The sequence below is a fragment of the Reyranella sp. CPCC 100927 genome, assembly GCF_007859315.1.
In the GTDB taxonomy this organism is placed as follows: domain Bacteria; phylum Pseudomonadota; class Alphaproteobacteria; order Reyranellales; family Reyranellaceae; genus Vineibacter.
Genome location: NZ_VOHA01000017.1, coordinates 81,387 through 99,473 on the forward strand (window position 1 = coordinate 81,387; position 18,087 = coordinate 99,473).

The 18,087-nt window shown below is 66.5% G+C and carries 15 protein-coding genes; 4 read left to right on the plus strand and 11 right to left on the minus strand.

The genetic code is table 11. The annotated features are described in order from the left end of the window. Nucleotides 1-7: 7 nt before the first annotated feature. From hrpB to FQU96_RS31280, 8 genes are all read right to left on the minus strand, one after another. Nucleotides 8-2,509, minus strand: a complete 2,502-nt coding sequence (gene hrpB / locus FQU96_RS31245; RefSeq protein ID WP_146545305.1) for an ATP-dependent helicase HrpB — start codon at nt 2,507-2,509, stop codon at nt 8-10. A 7-nt stretch (nt 2,510-2,516) separates the two neighbouring features. Beyond that, the gene (locus tag FQU96_RS31250; protein WP_146545306.1) at nt 2,517-3,263 is read right to left on the minus strand and encodes a hypothetical protein; all 747 of its coding nucleotides are present in this window, start codon (nt 3,261-3,263) and stop codon (nt 2,517-2,519) included. A 19-nt stretch (nt 3,264-3,282) separates the two neighbouring features. Then, a complete protein-coding gene (locus FQU96_RS31255; protein ID WP_146545307.1) occupies nt 3,283-4,248 on the minus strand; it encodes a tripartite tricarboxylate transporter substrate binding protein in 966 nt (321 codons plus the stop codon). Nucleotides 4,249-4,318: 70 nt separating this feature from the next. Continuing rightward, a complete protein-coding gene (locus FQU96_RS31260; protein ID WP_146545308.1) occupies nt 4,319-5,080 on the minus strand; it encodes an RNA methyltransferase in 762 nt (253 codons plus the stop codon). Nucleotides 5,081-5,153: 73 nt separating this feature from the next. Further along, on the minus strand, nt 5,154-6,668 hold the full coding sequence (locus tag FQU96_RS31265; RefSeq protein WP_146545309.1) for a DHA2 family efflux MFS transporter permease subunit: 1,515 nt from the start codon (nt 6,666-6,668) through the stop codon (nt 5,154-5,156). 142 nt (nt 6,669-6,810) lie between these two features. Then, the gene (locus FQU96_RS31270) at nt 6,811-7,944 is read right to left on the minus strand and encodes an HlyD family secretion protein (protein WP_146545310.1); all 1,134 of its coding nucleotides are present in this window, start codon (nt 7,942-7,944) and stop codon (nt 6,811-6,813) included. 175 nt (nt 7,945-8,119) lie between these two features. Then, nucleotides 8,120-9,721: a citramalate synthase gene (gene cimA, locus FQU96_RS31275; RefSeq protein WP_146545311.1), complete on the minus strand. Its 1,602-nt coding sequence runs from the start codon at nt 9,719-9,721 to the stop codon at nt 8,120-8,122. A gap of 70 nt (nt 9,722-9,791) precedes the next feature. Next, nucleotides 9,792-10,346, minus strand: coding sequence for an HPF/RaiA family ribosome-associated protein (locus tag FQU96_RS31280; protein ID WP_146545312.1), 555 nt, complete (start codon nt 10,344-10,346; stop codon nt 9,792-9,794). Between the two features lie 144 nt (nt 10,347-10,490). On the opposite strand from FQU96_RS31280, the gene FQU96_RS31285 reads away from it, so the two are divergent. From FQU96_RS31285 to FQU96_RS31300, 4 genes are all read left to right on the plus strand, one after another. Continuing rightward, nucleotides 10,491-10,892 (plus strand): MerR family transcriptional regulator, encoded by a 402-nt coding sequence (locus FQU96_RS31285; protein WP_146545313.1) that lies wholly within the window; start codon nt 10,491-10,493, stop codon nt 10,890-10,892. Next, complete coding sequence (locus FQU96_RS31290) at nt 10,892-11,299, plus strand: VOC family protein (RefSeq protein WP_146545314.1); 408 nt, start codon at nt 10,892-10,894, stop codon at nt 11,297-11,299. Before FQU96_RS31285 ends, FQU96_RS31290 begins: the two co-directional genes overlap by 1 nt. 20 nt (nt 11,300-11,319) lie before the next feature. Continuing rightward, a complete protein-coding gene (locus FQU96_RS31295; RefSeq protein ID WP_146545315.1) occupies nt 11,320-11,907 on the plus strand; it encodes a hypothetical protein in 588 nt (195 codons plus the stop codon). Between the two features lie 101 nt (nt 11,908-12,008). Next, nucleotides 12,009-13,412: an FAD-binding oxidoreductase gene (locus FQU96_RS31300; RefSeq protein ID WP_146545316.1), complete on the plus strand. Its 1,404-nt coding sequence runs from the start codon at nt 12,009-12,011 to the stop codon at nt 13,410-13,412. 170 nt (nt 13,413-13,582) lie between these two features. Here FQU96_RS31300 and FQU96_RS31305 read toward each other — a convergent pair whose 3' ends face one another. Genes FQU96_RS31305 through ntrB form a run of 3 tightly spaced genes read right to left on the minus strand, consistent with a single transcriptional unit; the run spans nt 13,583 to nt 18,067 of the window. Then, nucleotides 13,583-16,297: a nitrate reductase gene (locus tag FQU96_RS31305; RefSeq protein ID WP_255468644.1), complete on the minus strand. Its 2,715-nt coding sequence runs from the start codon at nt 16,295-16,297 to the stop codon at nt 13,583-13,585. Between the two features lie 40 nt (nt 16,298-16,337). Next, a complete protein-coding gene (locus tag FQU96_RS31310; protein WP_146545318.1) occupies nt 16,338-17,141 on the minus strand; it encodes an ABC transporter ATP-binding protein in 804 nt (267 codons plus the stop codon). 17 nt (nt 17,142-17,158) lie between these two features. Then, nucleotides 17,159-18,067 (minus strand): nitrate ABC transporter permease, encoded by a 909-nt coding sequence (gene ntrB, locus FQU96_RS31315; protein ID WP_146545319.1) that lies wholly within the window; start codon nt 18,065-18,067, stop codon nt 17,159-17,161. Between the last annotated feature and the right edge of the window lie 20 nt (nt 18,068-18,087).

The window sequence follows — 18,087 nt, forward strand, 5'->3', positions numbered from 1 at the left end:
GAGAGCATCATTTCGGCCTTGGTCGTACGCGTGCCGTGGGCTCGGCGACCAGGGGATCGTCGGGCCAGTAGTGCCGCGGGTAGCGGCCCTTCAGTTCGGCCTTTACGGCGCGATAGCCGCTGGCCCAGAAACTGGCCAGGTCGCGCGTGACCTGCACCGGACGGCGCGCCGGCGACAGCAGATGAATCAGCAGCGGCACCCGGCCGCCGGCGATGCGCGGCGTCGCGGCCAGCCCGAACATCTCCTGCAGGCGCACCGCCAGCACCGGCTCGTCGGGATTTGTGTAGTCGACTGCGACACGCGAGCCGCTGGGCACGGCGATGTGGGTCGGTGCCAGTTCATCCAGCTTCTGGCGCTTCGACCATTCGAGCGTGCCGTGCAGCGCCGAGGCAAGATCGACGCGATCGAGATGCGCGCGGCGCGAGACACCGTCGAGATAAGGGCCCAGCCACGTAGACAGAGATGCCAGCAATGCCGGGTCTGAAACGTCAGGCCACTCCTCGCCCAGGTGCCGCCGTAGGAACTGCACGCGCTGCTGCCAGCTCCGCAAGCCGTCGCTCCACGGCAAGCTGTCGAGGCCCAGGGCACGAAGACCATCCAGCATCGCAGCGCGCACCGCTTCGGAAGCGGGGTCCGGCAGCGCGCGTTCCTCCAGCACCAGCGTCCCCAGCCGCCGCTCGCGACGCGCCACGACGGCCTGCTCGCGGCCATCCCAGCGCAGCACATCGCGGGCAACCAGCCGGTGGTCGAACAGGTCTTCGATATCGGCCAATGCCAGCGGCGCCGCGAGAAAGATGCGGGCGTCCTGCGCACCCTCGTCGAGATCGGCCACGGCCAGCCATTCCTCGGCCGCCAGCGGATCGCCCTCCGGCAACGTCGCGCCGCGCCCACCGCTCAGCCGATAGCGGGCGCCGCCGCCGGGGCGTCGCCGGGCAACACGATCGGGGTACGCCATGGCGACGAGCCGGCCGGTATCGCGGCTATCGACGGCGCCGTTCTCGCGCACGCCCAGCCGCCGGCGCAGATCGCGCGCACTCTGGCGAACGGCGGCCAAGGTGCCGCGGTCGACCGCCGCACCCGAGACCGGCCGCGTCTCATTGAGGCTCACATCGACGCGATGGCGCAAATCGGGATCGCGCTGTCCGGGCGGAAAGCGCAACAGGTCGCGCGCGGCAATCAAAGCCGCCACCTGGCAGGCGAGCGCGCCACGTCCCTCGTCCTGGCCCCGTAGCAGCAGGTGCGCCAGACGCGGATGCTGGCCCAGCGCGGACATGGCGCGGCCGTGCGCCGTGACCGCGCCGTCGTCGTCCAGCGCCCCCAGGTCCCGCAGCAGATCACGGGCCGTCGCCAGCGCCGCCACCGGCGGTGGCGTCAGCCACGGCAACGCCGTGACATCACGCGTCCCCCACGCCGCCAGCTCCAGCGCCAGGGGTGCGAGGTCGGCGTCGAGGATCTCGGGCACACCGAACGGGCGCAGGCCGCGTTGCGTCGCCTCGCTCCACAGCCGGTAGCAGACACCCGGCGCCAGCCGGCCGGCGCGGCCACGGCGCTGGTCGGCCGACGCCTGGGTCACCCGCACCGTCTGCAGCCGTTCCATGCCGGTGCGCGGCGAAAACCGCGGCACGCGCATCCAGCCGGCATCGACCACGATGCGCACGCCATCGATGGTGAGGCTGGTTTCGGCGATTGATGTGGCCAGCACCACCTTGCGCCGACCGGCAGGCGCGGGACGGATCGCCCGGTCCTGCTCGCCCGGCGCCAGATCGCCATAGAGCGGCACCAGGTCGGTATCGGCCGGCAAGGCCCCGCGCAGGCGCTCCTCGACGCGGCGAATTTCGCCGACGCCGGGCAGGAACACCAGGGCACTGCCCGGCTCCTCGGCCACGGCACGCCGCACCGCTGCTGCCGTCACATCCTCGATGCGCCCGTCGGCATCACGCTCCAGGTAGCGCGTGTCGACCGGGAACATGCGCCCGGCGCTTTCGATGATCGGCGCACCCCCCAGCACCTGCGCCACCGCAACACCATCGAGCGTGGCCGACATGGCCAGCACCCGCAGGTCGTCGCGCAGCGCCAGTTGCGCTTCGCGCACCAGAGCCAGCGACAGGTCGGTCTCCAGGCCCCGCTCGTGCAGCTCATCAAAAATGACGCAGCCGATGCCCTCGAGCGTCGGATCGGCTTGCAGCCGACGCAGGAACAGGCCGTCCGTCACGACCTCGATGCGCGTGGCGGGACCGACCCGGCTGTCCAGCCGCACGCGGTAGCCGACGGTGTCGCCAACCGCCTCGCCCAACGTCTGTGCCATGCGCCGGGCGGCGGCACGCGCCGCGATGCGCCGCGGCTCCTGCATGATGATCTTGCGACCGGCCAGCCACGGCGCATCCAGCAGCGCCAGCGGCACGCGCGTGGTCTTGCCGGCTCCCGGTGGCGCCAGCAATACCGCTTCCGTTCGCGACAGCAGCGCCTGCTTCAGCGCCGGCAGCGCTTCCTCGATGGGCAAGGCGTCCATGGATAGCTCAGGTCCAGTCGAACGTCAGCAGCACCAGCTTCTCGACAGGTTCGTAGAACAGCAGGATCGAATCGGCGCCGTCACGGCGGTAGAGCCAACCGGGCGTCGAGGCGACAAACTCGAAACGCCGTCCCGCGGGGCTGAGCGGCCAGACCTGCGTCGGTTCCGGACCGCCTGGCCTGACGACAGGCTCGACAGGGAACTCGGTTGTCACGGTCCAATTGGCATAAGGTGTCGCGCCGCCAAGCTGCTCGACGAGCGGTTGAGGCTCCATGTTCCCGGACGATATCCGACCTTTGTCGTCGAGCATGTAGAGCCTGCCGTGTTTGCGATAGGAGGCTTCGGCCCTGCGAAAGGCGGCTTCAGCTTCTTCGTAGTGCACGGCGAGTTCGTCGTAAGCGACATGTGCGTGCTGCGGCAGGTCGTCTCTGGCATGCGCCATCAGGAAATAGCGCGAATCCCCTTGGAAGTGATAACGATTGCCGTCGAGCGCGACGATAAAGGCGTTCGTTCGCGCGAAGGTGTCATGAAAATCCACCGTGTGCTCGCCGAGGAGACCCGCATAGGGCTCTATCGGGCTGAGCATATGAACCCAGCCGGACCAGCCCGGGTTTGCAGCCTTGAGATCGACCGAGACCAAGGGATGCAGATGCCGGGCAAGGCCGACCTGCTCCGGCACGAAAACATCTTCCACCACCGGAAACGGTCTCAGAATGTCGCCGGGCCGTGTGAGATCCAAGATCGGGTTCGTCATCGTGCGATCCTGCGCGGAGTCATTCGACACGCGCGCCCGATGCCTTCACCACCGGCGCCCAGCGCGCCAAGTCCTCGGCCATGAACGTCGACAGCGCCTGCGGCGTCATGGGCAGCGCCGTGGCACCCTGTGCCTCGAATTGCGCCACGACCTCCGGCGTCGTGAGAATCCGCAGCGCGGCGTCGACCAGCTTGTCGACGATCGCCTGCGGCGTGCCGGCCGGTGCGGCGAACGCCTGCCAGGAGTCGGCGGCATAGCCCGGCAAGGTCTCGGCGATGGCGGGGATATCCGGCGCTGCCTTGTTGCGCTGCGCCGAGGTGACTCCCAGGGCGCGCACTTTGCCGGCCTTGGCCTGCGGGAAGACCGTAGGCATGTTGCCAAAGATCATATGCACCACGCCGGCCAGCAGATCCTGCAAAGCGGGGCCGCCGCCTTTGTAGGGTACGTGCAGCAGCTTGATGCCGGCCATGGTATTGAACATCTCGCCCGACAGATGCAGCGTGGTGCCGGCACCGGAGGACGCGTAGGTGTATTTGCCGGGCTCGCGCTTGGCCAGCTCGATCAGCTCGCGAACATTCTGCGCCGGCACCGACGGATGCAGCACCAGCAGGTTGGGTAGCGTGGCGATCATCGAGATCGGCGCGAAATCCTTGATCGGATCGAACGGTAATCGACTGTAGAGCGTCGGGTTGATGGCATGCGAGGCGACATTGATCATGCCCAGCGTGTAGCCGTCGGGCACGGCGCGCGCGAGCTCGCCGACGCCGATGTTGCTGCCGGCGCCGCCCTTGTTGTCGACCACGAACTGCTGGCCCAACAGGCGGCCGAGGTTCTCGGCCATGGCGCGGCCCAGGTAGTCGGTCGTGCCGCCAGCGGGGAACGGCACAATGAACCGGACCGGCCGGTTGGGATAATTCGCCTGCGCCATCGCCGGCAGCGGCAATGCTGCCGCGGCAGCCAGGCTGGAAAAGGTGCGCCGGCGCATGGTGTCCCCTCGATGATAACGAGCGATGCTAGTCGAGCATGCACGCGATTGCCAAGGCGAGCTCCCGGCTTCACCCATTTCGCTTCTTTGTCGCGAGATAGGCGATGATGCCGTGAAAGGTGTTCACTTCCTGCTCGGTGGGCAGGGCGCGCTGCAGCAGGGCGCGGATGTTGCGCACCATGTCGGGCCGCTTCTCGGGCACGCGCAGGAAGCCGCTATCGTCCAGTTCGCGTTCGAGATGGGCAAACAGGTTGGCGAGCTCGGCCTTGGTCGCCGGCCGCGTGGTGTTGGTGACCAGGGTCTCTTCCGGCACGGCATCGGCCTGCGACCATTCATAGGCGACCAGCAGCACGGCCTGCGCGATGTTCAACGACGTAAACCGGGGATTGAGCGGGATCGACAGCACGGTATCGGCGTACACCAGGTCGTCGTTTTCCAGGCCGGTACGCTCAGGCCCGAACATCACGGCGCAGCGCTCACCGGCCGCGATCCACTGATGGAGCTCAGCGGCCGCCAGCCGCGGGTTGACCACTCGCTGCGTCAGCTCGCGCGCACGCGCCGTCGTTGCGATGACCCGGGTCCGGTCGCCCACCGCGGCAGCCACCGTATCGAAGACCTGCGCCGCCTCCAGCACCGAATCGGCCCCGGATGCGGCGCGCTGCGCCGCGGGGTTGGGCCAGCCGTCGCGCGGTGCCACCAGGCGCAACTCGCCCAGCCCGCAATTGAGCATGGCACGCGCCGTCATGCCGATGTTTTCGCCCAGCTGCGGCCGCACCAGCACGATCGCCGGCGCCGGCTGGTCAGGAATGTCGCTCTTGTTGGGCCGTCCCATGCCGCGCCTTCTACACGCCGGCAGCGCGCGAGGCCATATCTCTTCTCCCCGCCCGGGCGGGGCAAGGAGACATCTACGACCGCGTCGCCAGCGGCGCCGGTTTGAGCAGCACCAGCAGCGGGATCGCCGCCAGCACGACGAACATCATGAGCTGGAAGTCGTTGAGATAGGCGATCATCGATGCCTGACGCGTCAGCTCGCCGTCCCACAGGGCAAGCGTCGTGGCGCTCTGGCCGCCGCTGCCGATGACGGCCATCCAGGACGGGTTGAGCACGGAAATCGACGGCGCCAACTCGGAGCGGGCGACCTGGGTGTTCTGCGACAGGATCGCCACCAGCGCCGCAATCCCGATGCTGCCGCCGAGATTGCGCGCCAGCGCGTTCAAGGACGCAACGTCGGTCCGCTGGCTGGGATGCAGGCTGGCGAACATGATGGTGCTGAGCGGCGGCCAGACGAAGCCCAGACCGAAACCCTGCAGCGCCCCGCTCCACACCACGGCCCAGGCGTCGATGTCGAAATTGAACTGCGTCATCTGCCAGATCGACAGCGCCGTGATACCGAAGCCGAACGCGACCACCAGGCGTGCATCGAAGCGGCCAGCGATGCGGGCGAAGATCAGCATCGCGATCATCATGCCGATGCCGCGTGGCGCCAGCATGATGCCCACCGTGATCACCGGATAACCGCGCAAGCTCTGCAGGAACGGCGGCATCAGTGCTGCCGTGGCGATCAGGATCAAACCGGCCAGCCCGGCGAACAGCAGGCCGACCGACACGTTGCGGTCCTCGAACAGGCGCAGATCGAGGAAGGGATGGTGCGTCGTCACGGCGTGGATCAGGAACATCACCAGCGCCACGCCAGCGACCACCGCCTCGATCACGATCTCGGTCGAGTGGAACCAGTCGCTGAGTTCGCCACGGTCGAGCATCAGCTGCGCCGAGCCGATGGCAAGCGCCAGCAAGGCAAACCCGGTGAGATCGAACGGTCGGCCTCGCCGTGGTCCGAGGTCGTGAATGAGGGTCACGATGCCCAGCAGGCACAGCAGACCGACCGGCAGGTTGATGTAGAAGACCCAGCGCCAGGTGAACTCCTCGGTCAGCCAGCCGCCGAGCGTCGGGCCCATGATCGGCCCGACCATGACCGCGACCCCCCAGATCGACATGACGAAGCCGTGCTCTTCCGGCGGATAGGAGTCGAGCAGGATGGCCTGTGACAGCGGCACCAGGGTGGCGCCGAAGGCACCCTGCACGGCGCGGAAGATCACCATCTGCTCCAGGGTGGCGGCTGCACCGCACAGCATCGAGGTGATCGTGAAGCCGATTACGGCGATGACCAGCAGGCGCCGGCGCCCCAGCCGGTCGGCCAGCCAGCCGGCCAGCGGCGTCAGGATCGCCGACGACACGATATAGGACGTCAGCACCCAGGAGATCTGGTCCTGCGTTGCCAACAAGGTGCCCTGCATGTGCGGCAGCGCGACATTGGCGATCGTGGCGTCGATGACATGCAGCAACGTCGCCAGCATCATCGTGACGGTGATCAGCAACCGGTACCGGCGGGTCGTAGGCTGGCTGAAAGGCGCCGCTGTCATGTTTTCGGACCGCGGACGTCCACGCCCGCATTTGCGCGCAGCGACGCGGAGAGTGACCAGCCGTTGACGCTACTGTGCACGGGCGAAAGCAAGGCTTTCACCCGAGATGCGCGCGTGGACGCGCGCGGTCCGAATGAAGAGTTCACCGCGGCGCCGCCGTAGGCCCGCCCAGCCCCAGCGCCCGCGCCATGGCCGTCGTCAACTCGCCGAGCGAGCGCACGTGACCGGTGTCGATCTCGACCAGCGCGCTCATGCCGACCCGCAACGGCGGATCGCCAGGTTCGCGGCGGACCTCGACCCGTACCGGAATGCGCTGCACCACCTTGACCCAGTTGCCCGACGCGTTCTGCGGCGGCAACACGGCGAATTCCGCGCCGGTCGCCTGCGCGATGCTCACCACCGTTCCGCGCCAGGCCCGATCGGGATAGGTATCGATGTGAACGATCGCCGTCTGGCCCGGCCGCACGCGTGTCAGGTCGGTTTCCTTGAAATTGGCCTCGATCCACAGACCTTCGTCGGCCACGACGGTCATCACCGCCGTACCGGGCGCCGCATGCGTGCCCACCGTCGGCTTGCGCGCCGCGATGCCGTCGATCGGCGCCTCGACACGCGTGCGGCGCAGGTTCAAGGCCGCCTCGTCGCGCGCCGCCTGGCTCTGCTTGACGCGCGGATGTTCGTCGGTGTGGATCTTGGGATTGCCGGCCAGCGCTGCTTCCAGGCGCATCAGCTCTTCGTTCAGCATGGCAATACGCTGGCGCGCCAGATCGAGGTCGCGCCGCGACTCATCAAGCCGCTGGCTCGAAACGACCTTGCGCTGCGCCAGTTCGTTCTGGCGGTCAAAGTCGGCGACAGCAAACGTCTCCTGGCTTTTCGCCGCCTTGATCTCCTCGCGCTTCTGGCGATAGCCCGCGCGCAACCCCCGCACGTCGGCGCGAACGGTCTCCAGTTCCGAATCGGCCCGCGCCAGCGCCAGCCGGAACGGCTCGTCCTGAATGCGAAACAGCAGCTGGCCACGCGTGACGCGCTGGTTCTCCTGCACCAAGACCTCGATGATGGCGCCGGCCACCTCGGGCGCCACCATCACTCGGTCGCCCTTGATGTAGGCGTTGTCGGTACCGACGTGGCGACCTGCGGTCAGCCAGAAGGCGATGCCTGCGATAGCGACCAGGACGGGCAGCGACCACATGAAGGCGCGGGCTACGGCGCGGCGGGTTGGCCGCCGTCGGGACGACGGCGTGTCTATCTTCGCCGAATCCGTTTCAACAGTGTCGCGCATCCCTTACCGTCTACGGGCCGGGTGCCGGCCACGCCTTGGCGGCGATGACGTCGCCTCCCTTATGACAATGATTGTGCCTGATCTTGAGCCATGCGTCGTGGCCTTTGACCCGCTGCCCTGGCATGGCTGCATTGGCCCAACCAGGGATCGCGGGCCGGAAACCATCCGTCCAGGGTCACACCGCTGGTGCGGCCCCGTCACGAAACAGCTTGTAGGTAATCGCGTCGTAGAGCGCGTTGTAGGACGCATCGATGATGTTGGGCGACACGCCGATCGTGGTCCACCGAAGCCCGTGGCTGTCGGCGCTTTCGATCATCACGCGGGTGATGGCCGCGGTGCCGCCCGCCGAGTCCAGGATACGGACCTTGAAATCGATGAGGCGCATGTCGACGAGCTCCGCGTAGTGCGGCAACAGCGCCTTGCGCAGCGCCGAGTCGAGCGCGTTGACCGGGCCGTTGCCCTCGCCGACCTCCATCACCCGGTGCCTGGCGACGTCGAGCTTCACCGTGGCTTCCGACAGGGTGATCAGCTCGCCCTTGGCGTTCCAGCGCCGTTCGGCCAGCACGCGGAAGCTTTGCAGTTCGAAATAGTCCGGCACCGTGTGCAATTCGCGTCGTGCCAGCAGTTCGAACGACGCATCGGCACCGTCATAGGCATAGCCGTTGGCTTCGCGCTCCTTCACGATCTCCAGCAGGCGCATGACCTCCGGACTCTTGGGATCGATATCGAGGCCGATCTGACGGAAGCGTGCCACGACGTTGGATCGACCGGCCTGGTCGGAGACGACGATAATGCGTTCGTTGCCCACCGCCGCCGGATCGATGTGCTCGTAGGTGCGTGGATCCTTCTCCACGGCGCTCACGTGCAGTCCGCCCTTGTGTGCGAAGGCACGTGAGCCGACGTAGGCGGCACTGCGGTTGGGCGGCAGGTTCAGGCGATCATCCAGCAGGCGCGACAGGTGCGTGAGCTTCGTGAGGTTCTCGGCCGGGATGCCGGTGTCGTAACCCATCTTCAGCATCAGGTTCGGCACCAGCGCGATCATGTTGGCATTGCCGCAACGTTCACCCAGGCCGTTGATGGTGCCCTGCACCTGCCGCGCACCGGCATGCACGGCGGCCAGCGAGTTGGCGACGGCGTTCTCCGTGTCGTTGTGGCAGTGGATGCCGACGGCGCTGCCCGGAATCTCGCGGCATACCTCGCCCACGATCCGCTCGATCTCGTGCGGCAAGGTGCCGCCGTTGGTGTCGCACAGCACCAGCCATCGCGCACCCGCACGATGCGCCTCACGCACGCAGGTCATGGCGTAGTCGCGGTTGGCCTTGTAGCCGTCGAAGAAATGCTCGGCGTCGAACATCACCTCATCGACGCGCGTCTTGGCCACGGCGATCGAGTCGGCGATCATGTCGACATACTCGGTGCGACCCAGTTCCAGCGCCACGTCGACATGGAAGTCCCAGGTCTTGCCAACCATGCAGACGGTACGCGCCTTGGTTGAAAGAATGGCATTGAGCCCGGGGTCGTTGGCGGCGCTGCGGCCAGCCCGCCGGGTCATGCCGAAGGCGACGAACCTGGCCTGGTTGAACGTCGGCGGAGCGGCGAAAAACCGGTCGTCGGTGGGATTGGCGCCCGGCCAGCCGCCCTCGATATAGTCGATGCCGATACGGTCCAGTTCGATCGCAATCGCTGTCTTGTCGGCGACGGAAAAATCGACGCCCTGGGTCTGGGCACCGTCTCGCAGCGTGGTATCGAACAGGTAGACGCGATTATCAGCAGGCATCAGAGGCTCCGGTCAGAACCCCGCTTCTTGCCGCCCCACCCGCCGGCCGTCAACCTGTTAGACGGCCGGCTCAGCCCTGTCCGTCCTGCTTCACCCGGGCGACGCGCGCATGCTCGCGATCATCACCCGTGCGCGCCTCGAAGCTGACCTTGGCTCCTGCCTGCAGCGCCTCGAATTCACCCGGCGGCAAGCTGCTGCGATCGAAGTGAATTTCATCGCCGGCGTCGGTGGTAATGAGCCCATAGCCGTCGTCGGGATAAAGTTCGGCCACGGTCCCGACACCCTGCTGGTCATGCGCCTTGACCTCGCCGCGCAGCAGGCGTGCCTGGTCCTGGAGCTGGCGGCGTGCCGTCCTGAAGGCTTCGGTGATGGCGACATGGGGATCGTGCATCACCCGGCGTTCCGACGGCAGGCGGCTTACCACGACACTGCGCTGGCCGGGCATCTCGATATACACGCGGACGCTGAACATCCCGCCCTGACGATCAGGCGCGCGCACAACGACGCGGCAGGATGTACCGCGACTGAAAAATCGTTCCAACCGACCGATTTCACGCTGGATGCGCGCCTGCACGAACTCTGACGTTTCCATATTCTCGAAGACGATGGTGGGCGCCGTCTCCATCTCGTCCTCCTCTGCCCCAACGGTTCATGGGACTTCAACGAGTTTCCGCGATCGATGTTCCAGTGCGCCATCGACCATTCGCATTCGGGCTTGACCTTGACATTAATGTCAAGGTGCTAGGTCATTGGTCATGAGGAACACCCCATGCAAATCGGTGACATATCGCGACTCCTCGGCATCAGCACGCGCGTCATCCGCCATTATGAGATCGCCGGGCTCCTGCAGCCAAGCCGTTGTGAGAATGGCTACCGCCGGTTCTCCAGGGCCGACCTCCAGCGGATCGAATGGATCCGCGACTTGATCGCTGCCGGTTTCTCGACGCGCGAGATCGCGCGCCTGGCCACCTGCCTCGAGGACGGCCCTGGTGATGGCAGCAATGCCTGCAGCGTCGCGCTGCACGACAAGCTCACTCAGATCGATCAGGCACTGGCGGTGCTGAAAGCACGCCGCCGCGTTGTTGCCGATCGCCTGGCGGTGCTGCCAGCCACGACAGCACACGCGCCAACGACGGACCAACCGCCGGCCCGCCGTCCACGGAGAGCTTGATGAAAGTGCTCAACATCCTGGTACGGCGCTATCTTCCCCTGGCAGCTCTCGATGCCGCCGTCCGCTTCCATGAGCAGATCATCGGCCAGAAGGCACGGCTGCGGTTCCACTATCCCCAGTACGACCTGGAACTGGCGCAGGTCGGTTCCATCCTGTTCATCGCCGGCACGCCCGAAAGCCTGGCGCCGTTCGTGAACACGCACGCGACGTTCATGGTCGACGGTATCGCTGCGTTCGCGCAGCACTTGCCCTCGGTCGGCGCCGAGATCCTCGAGGGACCGCAGGACGTGCCGACCGGGCAGAACATGCTCGTGCGCCATCCCGACGGCATGCTGATCGAGTACGTCGAGCACCGCGACAAACACCCTGCCGATCGCATGTATGAACCGGATGACGTCACGATCTAGGTGTGCTGCATTGCCGATCCATGCTGATCAAGCGCGCCATCCTCGACCGCATTGCCAGCGGCGTCGTCACCCTGGCCTTCCGACGCTGGCGCCGGCCGACCGTGCGGTCCGGCGGCCAGCTGCGCACCGCCATCGGCCTGCTGGCGATCGACACCGTCGAGCCGATCGGCCCTGCCGAGATCACCGAACGCGATGCGGCACTTGCCGGATATGACAATCGGCCGGCACTGCTGAAGACGCTGCCCGCCGTCGATGGCGGCACCCTCTACCGCATCGCCCTGCGACCTGTCGGACCTGACCCACGCCTTGCCCTGCGCCAGCAGGCCAAGCTGAGCGACGGTGAATGGTCCGATCTGAGCGATCGCCTGACGCGGCTTGACCGGCACAGCCCGCACGGCGCCTGGACCTGCGCTGTCCTGGACCTCATCGACCACAATGAAGGCGTGCGGGCCGGCGATCTCGCCGCGCGCCTGGGCCGGCCCCGGCTGGCTTTCAAGGCTGATGTGCGCAAGCTGAAGGCCCTGGGCCTGACCGAAAGCCTTGATGTCGGCTACCGCTTGTCGGCCCGCGGCCGCGCTGTTCTGACACGGCTGGCCCATCGCGCGTAAGCCACGCTTGCGGCGGCCGTTTCAAGCCTGTCTTGAACGGCCAGCGCTTTGTCGCCATTGTGGGCAGTCGTGGGCCGCTTGCCCACAGGAGACTTGTTGACATGGCTCTGGCCGCCGCCGTCCACCCCCCGCATATCGACGAGACCATTGCCGAGCTCAAGGCACTGTTCGGCGACCGCCTGAGCACGGCCGCCGCCGTACGCGAGCAGCATGGCAAGGACATCAGCTTTCACGATGCCCATCTGCCGGACGCGGTGGTGTTCGCGGAGTCGACCGAAGAAGTGCAGAAGATCGTCCAGATCTGCGCGCGCTACCGGACCCCGATCATCGCCTTCGGCACGGGCACCTCCCTGGAGGGCCACATCTCGGCGCCGCAGGGCGGCATCTCCGTCGACGTCAGCCGCATGAACCAGGTGCTGCAGGTCAACGAGGCCGACCTCGACGTCGTCGTGCAGCCGGGCGTCACGCGCAAGCAGCTCAACGAGTATATCCGGGCCACGGGCCTGTTCTTCCCGATCGATCCCGGCGCCGATGCCTCGATCGGCGGCATGACCAGCACGCGTGCCTCGGGCACCAACGCCGTGCGCTACGGCACCATGCGCGAGAACGTGCTCGCCCTTCAGGTTGTGACTCCTGATGGGCGGATCATGCGGTTGGGCCGGCGTGCGCGCAAATCGTCGGCAGGCTACGATCTGGTCAAGCTGTTCGTGGGTTCGGAAGGCACGCTGGGCATCATTACGGAGATCACGCTGCGGCTGTACGGCATCCCTGAATCGATGGCGGCGGCAACCTGCGCCTTCGAGTCCCTGGAAGGCGCCGTCAGCACCGTGATCCAGACCATCCAGTCGGGCGTGCCGATCGCGCGCATCGAGCTGCTGGACGACATCCAGGTCGACTCGGTGAATCGCTACTCCAAGATGAGCCTGCCCGTGAAGAACACGCTGTTCCTCGAGTTTCACGGGACCGAGGCCAGCGTGAAGGAGCAGGCCGAGATGGTGCAGGCGATCGCCAGCGACAATGACGGCGGCAGCTTCGCCTTCACCACGCAGGCCGAGGAGCGCACCAAGATGTGGCAGGCGCGCCATGACGCGGCGTGGGCCAACAAGGCGCTCAAGGCCGGCTGGGGTATGTGGGCGACGGACGTCTGCGTGCCGATCTCGCGGCTGGCCGAATGCATCCTGGCCACCAAGCAGGATATCGTGGCGTACGATCTCGTGGCACCGATCGTCGGCCATGTCGGCGACGGCAACTTCCACCTCACGATCATGGTCGATCCCGACGACCCGACCAACCTGCAGCGGGCCGAGACGGTCAACGATCGCATGGTGGCGCGCGCCCTCGAGTTGGGCGGCACCTGCACCGGCGAGCACGGCGTCGGGATGGGCAAGATCAAGTATCTTTATGCCGAGCACGGTGAGGCCGTGAGCCTGATGCGCGCCGTGAAGCGCGCGCTCGACCCCGACAACATCATGAACCCGGGCAAGATCTTCGGGCCGATGAACTGACAGCCTGTGATTTTTTGAGCCCACGCCTGTCATCCCGAGCGTGCGAGGGATCTTTTCGGCCGCGAACGGCGCGAAAAACTGCTGAAAGATTCCTCGCTACGCTCGGAATGACAGCGCGCGGCAATAAGATCACAGCCTCTGAGCGCAGCGCGAGCATCCCGCCGCTCACGTCAGGCAAAAGCTTTGCTTTTGCCGTGATGCGAGCCGGTGGCTTGCTCTGCGAGGAGTGCACGCAGTTCTGGCAGGCAAGAACCGCAGTTGGTGCCGGCCCTCAGGCGTTCGCCCAAGGCGCGCGTCGTGCGGCAGCCGCTCGCGATGGCCAGCTCGATGGCACCACGGTCAACACCGTGGCAGGCGCAGACCACCGGGCCTTGGATGCCTTGCCCAAGACTGCGGCCGGCCAGGATGGCGCGTCGCTGATCGACGGCGAGCCGCTGATGGTCGAACAGCGCGGCGGGACCACTGCGTGACGGCAAGCCGGTTGCATCGGCTGCGATATAGAAAGCGAATTGCAAGCGCTCGCCTGCAACCAGGGCAGCGCGAAGACGGCCTGCCGCAGGATCGCGATACTGCAGCCATTCGGCGGAAGACACGGTCGCGGTCGCCAGCGCCGCCAGCTTTTCCCAGGCAGCGTGCGGCGTTTCAGGGCCGGCCATTTCATAGCACCAGTGATCGGCGCCGCGGACCGCCACCCAGTAGGCATGGCCGTCGAGCGCCAGTTTCTGGCGTGACAGCACAAGTCCCTGCCATCGCGCGAGCACCGGACTGACACGCACCGGCGTCGCCTTCAGTTCAGGCTGACCCGAGTGTGGATCGGTCTGCGGATTGACCATCTCGTTCACGCGACCGGCGGCGCTCAGCGTGCCGGTCCAGTGCATCGGCGCAAAGACCGTCCCCGGCCGTTGATCTGTTGTGACGCTGACGCGCAGTGTCGCGGTGCCCCAACGGCTCTCGATCCGTGCCAGGTCACCGTCGACAAGATCGTACCGCGCCGCGTCGTGCGAATGGATGGCCAGCAGCGGCTCCGGTCGATGCGTCGACAGACGCGCGGCACGGCCGGTGCGTGTCATGGTGTGCCATTGGTCACGATAGCGACCGGTGTTCAGGATCAGGGGGAACTCGTCTGTCGCAGCGTGGCGTGGCGCACGGGGCGTCACGGCAACGAATCGACCGCGGCCGTCTGGCGTGACGAAGGTGCCGTCACCGAACAGGCGTCGCCGCGGCGCATCCTGGTCGGCACGCCACGGCCAATGAAACGGCTCAAGAGCGTCATAGGCCGAGTCCGAAATGTCGGCCACGGCACCGATATTGAAGGCGCGCGCACCGTCGTTCTCGAACGCCGAGAGGCGCGCGTGCTCGCGGAAGATGTCGCCCGGGCCACGATAGGCGAACGACTCGGCGAAGCCCATGCGGCGCGCGACCTCGCTCAGCGCCCACCAATCGGGACGCGCCAGGCCGGGTGCGGGCCGCACCGGACGCTGGCGCGAGATCCGACGTTCGGAATTGGTGACGGTGCCATCCTTCTCACCCCAGCCAGCGGCCGGCAGCAATACGTCGGCATGACGCGCCGTATCGGTGTCTCGCACGAAGTCGGAAACGACGACGAAATCGCAGGCTTCCAGCGCGCGCGCCACGCGACCGGCATCCGGCAGGCTCACGGCCGGATTGGTCGCCATGATCCAGATGGCCTTGATCTCGCCGGCCTCGATGGCGCGGAACAAGTCGACCGCCTTGTGGCCACCCGATATCGCCAGGTGCGGCGCATTCCAGAAACGACGGACCCGATCGACGCTCGCGGTGTCGTCGTAGGTCATATGTGCCGCCAATTGATTGGCCAGCGCCCCGACCTCGCGGCCTCCCATGGCATTGGGCTGGCCGGTGACCGAGAACGGCCCCATGCCCGCTCGGCCGATGCGCCCCGTCAACAGGTGCGCATTGATGATGGCGTTGACCTTGTCGGTACCGGCGGAAGACTGGTTCACGCCCTGGGAATAGACGGTGACGGTCTTTTCGGTTTGCGCGAACAGCGCGAAGAACGCCGCAATATCAGCGCTTGCCAATCCACAGAACCGCGCAACGGTTTCAACATCCGGCATCGTTGCGCGAGCGGTGGCCAGCGCCTGATCAACGTCTGATGTATGCCGGTTGACGAAGGTTCGATCGGCAGCACCGACGTCATGCAGATGCACGAGCAGGCCGTTGAACAAGGCCACGTCGCTTCCCGCCACCAGCGGCAGATGCAGGTCGGCGATATCGCAGGTTGCCGTGCGTCGCGGGTCGATAACCACGACCCGCAGCGTCGGGCGTCGCTCGCGTTCGGCCACGATGCGCTGGAACAGGATGGGATGGCACCAGGCGAGATTGGAGCCGACCAGCACGATGAGATCGGCCTGCTCGAGATCCTCGTAGACACCGGGCACGGTGTCGCTGCCGAAGGCACGACGATGGCCGGTAACCGACGAGGCCATGCACAGTCGCGAGTTGGTGTCGAGGTGGCGCGAGCCGATAAACCCTTTCAGCAACTTGTTGGCGACATAGTAGTCCTCGGTCAGAAGCTGCCCCGAAACATAGAAGGCGACGGCGTCCCGGCCGTGCGCGGCGATGACCTCCTGGAACCGGCCGGCGACGCGGTCGAGCGTCTCGTCCCAGCCGGCGGGACGCCCGTCGATCTCGGGTGCGAGCAGACGGCCGTCGAGCCCCAGCGTCTCGCCCAATGCTGACCCCTTGGAGCACAGGCGGCCGAAATTCGCCGGATGCTGCGGATCGCCCACGACCGTGACGCTGCCGTGCTCGTCGGACGTCGCCAGCAGGCCGCAGCCCACACCGCAGTAGGCGCACGTCGTGCGAACTATCTGCTGACCTCGTGCCACCGGCTGCAGCAACACGCTACACCTCCCCTTTTGCCTCCGATGGGAGACGGTGACGTCAGGCCGCTCGCGACGGCAGCTTGTGCCGCGCATAGAGGAACTCCATCACCGCGGCACGGCAGCGTGTGTATTCGGCGTCAGTCGCCAGTTCGAGGCGCCGCCGCGGGCGCGGCAAGCCGACTGCGAGCACATCGCCGATGGTCGCCGACGGGCCGTTGGTCATCATCACGATGCGATCGGAGAGCAGGACGGCTTCATCGACGTCGTGCGTAATCATCATCACCGTGTTGCCGAGCTTGGCGTGGATATCCATCACCGAGTCCTGCAAGTGCGCTCTGGTCAGCGCGTCGAGCGCGCCGAACGGTTCGTCCATCAGCAGGACCTTGGGCTGCATCGCCAGCGCCCGGGCGATGCCGACGCGTTGCTTCATGCCGCCGGAGATCTCGTGCGGCCGCTTGTCCTTGTGCTGGGCCATCTGGACCAGTTCAAGCTTGTGCATGACCCAGTCGTGCCGCTCCGACGCCGATTTGGCCCGGCCGAACACCTTGTCGACGGCGATGCGCACGTTGCCGTAGACCGTGAGCCACGGCAGCAGCGAGTGGTTCTGGAACACGATGGCGCGATCCGGTCCCGGCGCGTCGACCACCTGGCCTTCGAGAAAGACCTCGCCGGTGGTCGATTTCAGCAGGCCGCCGACGATGTTCAGCAACGTTGACTTGCCGCAGCCGGAATGACCGATGATCGAAACGTACTCGCCTTCGTCGATCCGCAGATCGATATCGCGCAGCACCTCGGTGGCGAGCGCGCCGCGCCGGAAGCTCATGCCGACCTGCTCGAAGTTGAGATAGGCCTTGGTTGCCATGACCGCGTCTCCTGCGTTCACGAAGCTGATGTGCCGTGCGACACGACATGGCCCAGCGCCGCGATCAGGCGGTCGAGCAGGAAACCGACCAGGCCGATGTAGACCAGCGCCACGATGATGTCGCTGATGCGCGAGCTGTTCCACGCGTCCCAGATGAAGAAGCCGATGCCGACGCCGCCGATCAGCATCTCGGCCGCGACGATCGCCAGCCACGACAGGCCGACGCCGATGCGCAGGCCGGTGAAGATGTAGGGGACCGTGGCCGGCAAGGTGATCTTCCAGAAAAACTCGTACCAGCTGAGCCGGATGACGGCGGCGACGTTGCGATAATCCTGCGGGATGTGGCGCACGCCGACCGACGTATTGATGATCACCGGCCAAATCGACGTGATGAAGATCACGAAAATCGCCGAGGGCTGCGCATCACGGAAACCCGCCAGCGACAAGGGCAGCCAGGCCAGAGGCGGGATGGTGCGCAGCACCTGGAAGATCGGATCGAGCCCGCGCATCGCCCAGGTGCTCTGGCCGACCACGACACCCAGTGCGATGCCGACGATCGCGGCCAATGTGAAGCCGATCGCAACGCGGCTGAGGCTCTTGGCGATGTGCCAGAAGGCACCTTTGTCGATACCGCCGTTATCGTAGAACGGATCGACGATGAAGTCCCAGGTGTCGGCCAGCACCTTGGTCGGCGGCGGCAGGCGCGAACCGGCTTGCGAGCACAGCAGCTGCCACACCACCAGCACCAGTGTCAGCACGATCAGCGGCGGGATCACGCGGCCGGCGACATCCCGCAACACCGGACCATAGCGCTCGGCCAGCGGTGGCCGTTTCAGCGGCAGTGCCACGATATCGGCCTGCGGTGCCGCCGCCGGCGCTTCGGGCGCCGCGGTCGGCTTCAGGGCCTGCACGACTGGAGGCATCATACGCTCCTTGAGAGGATATC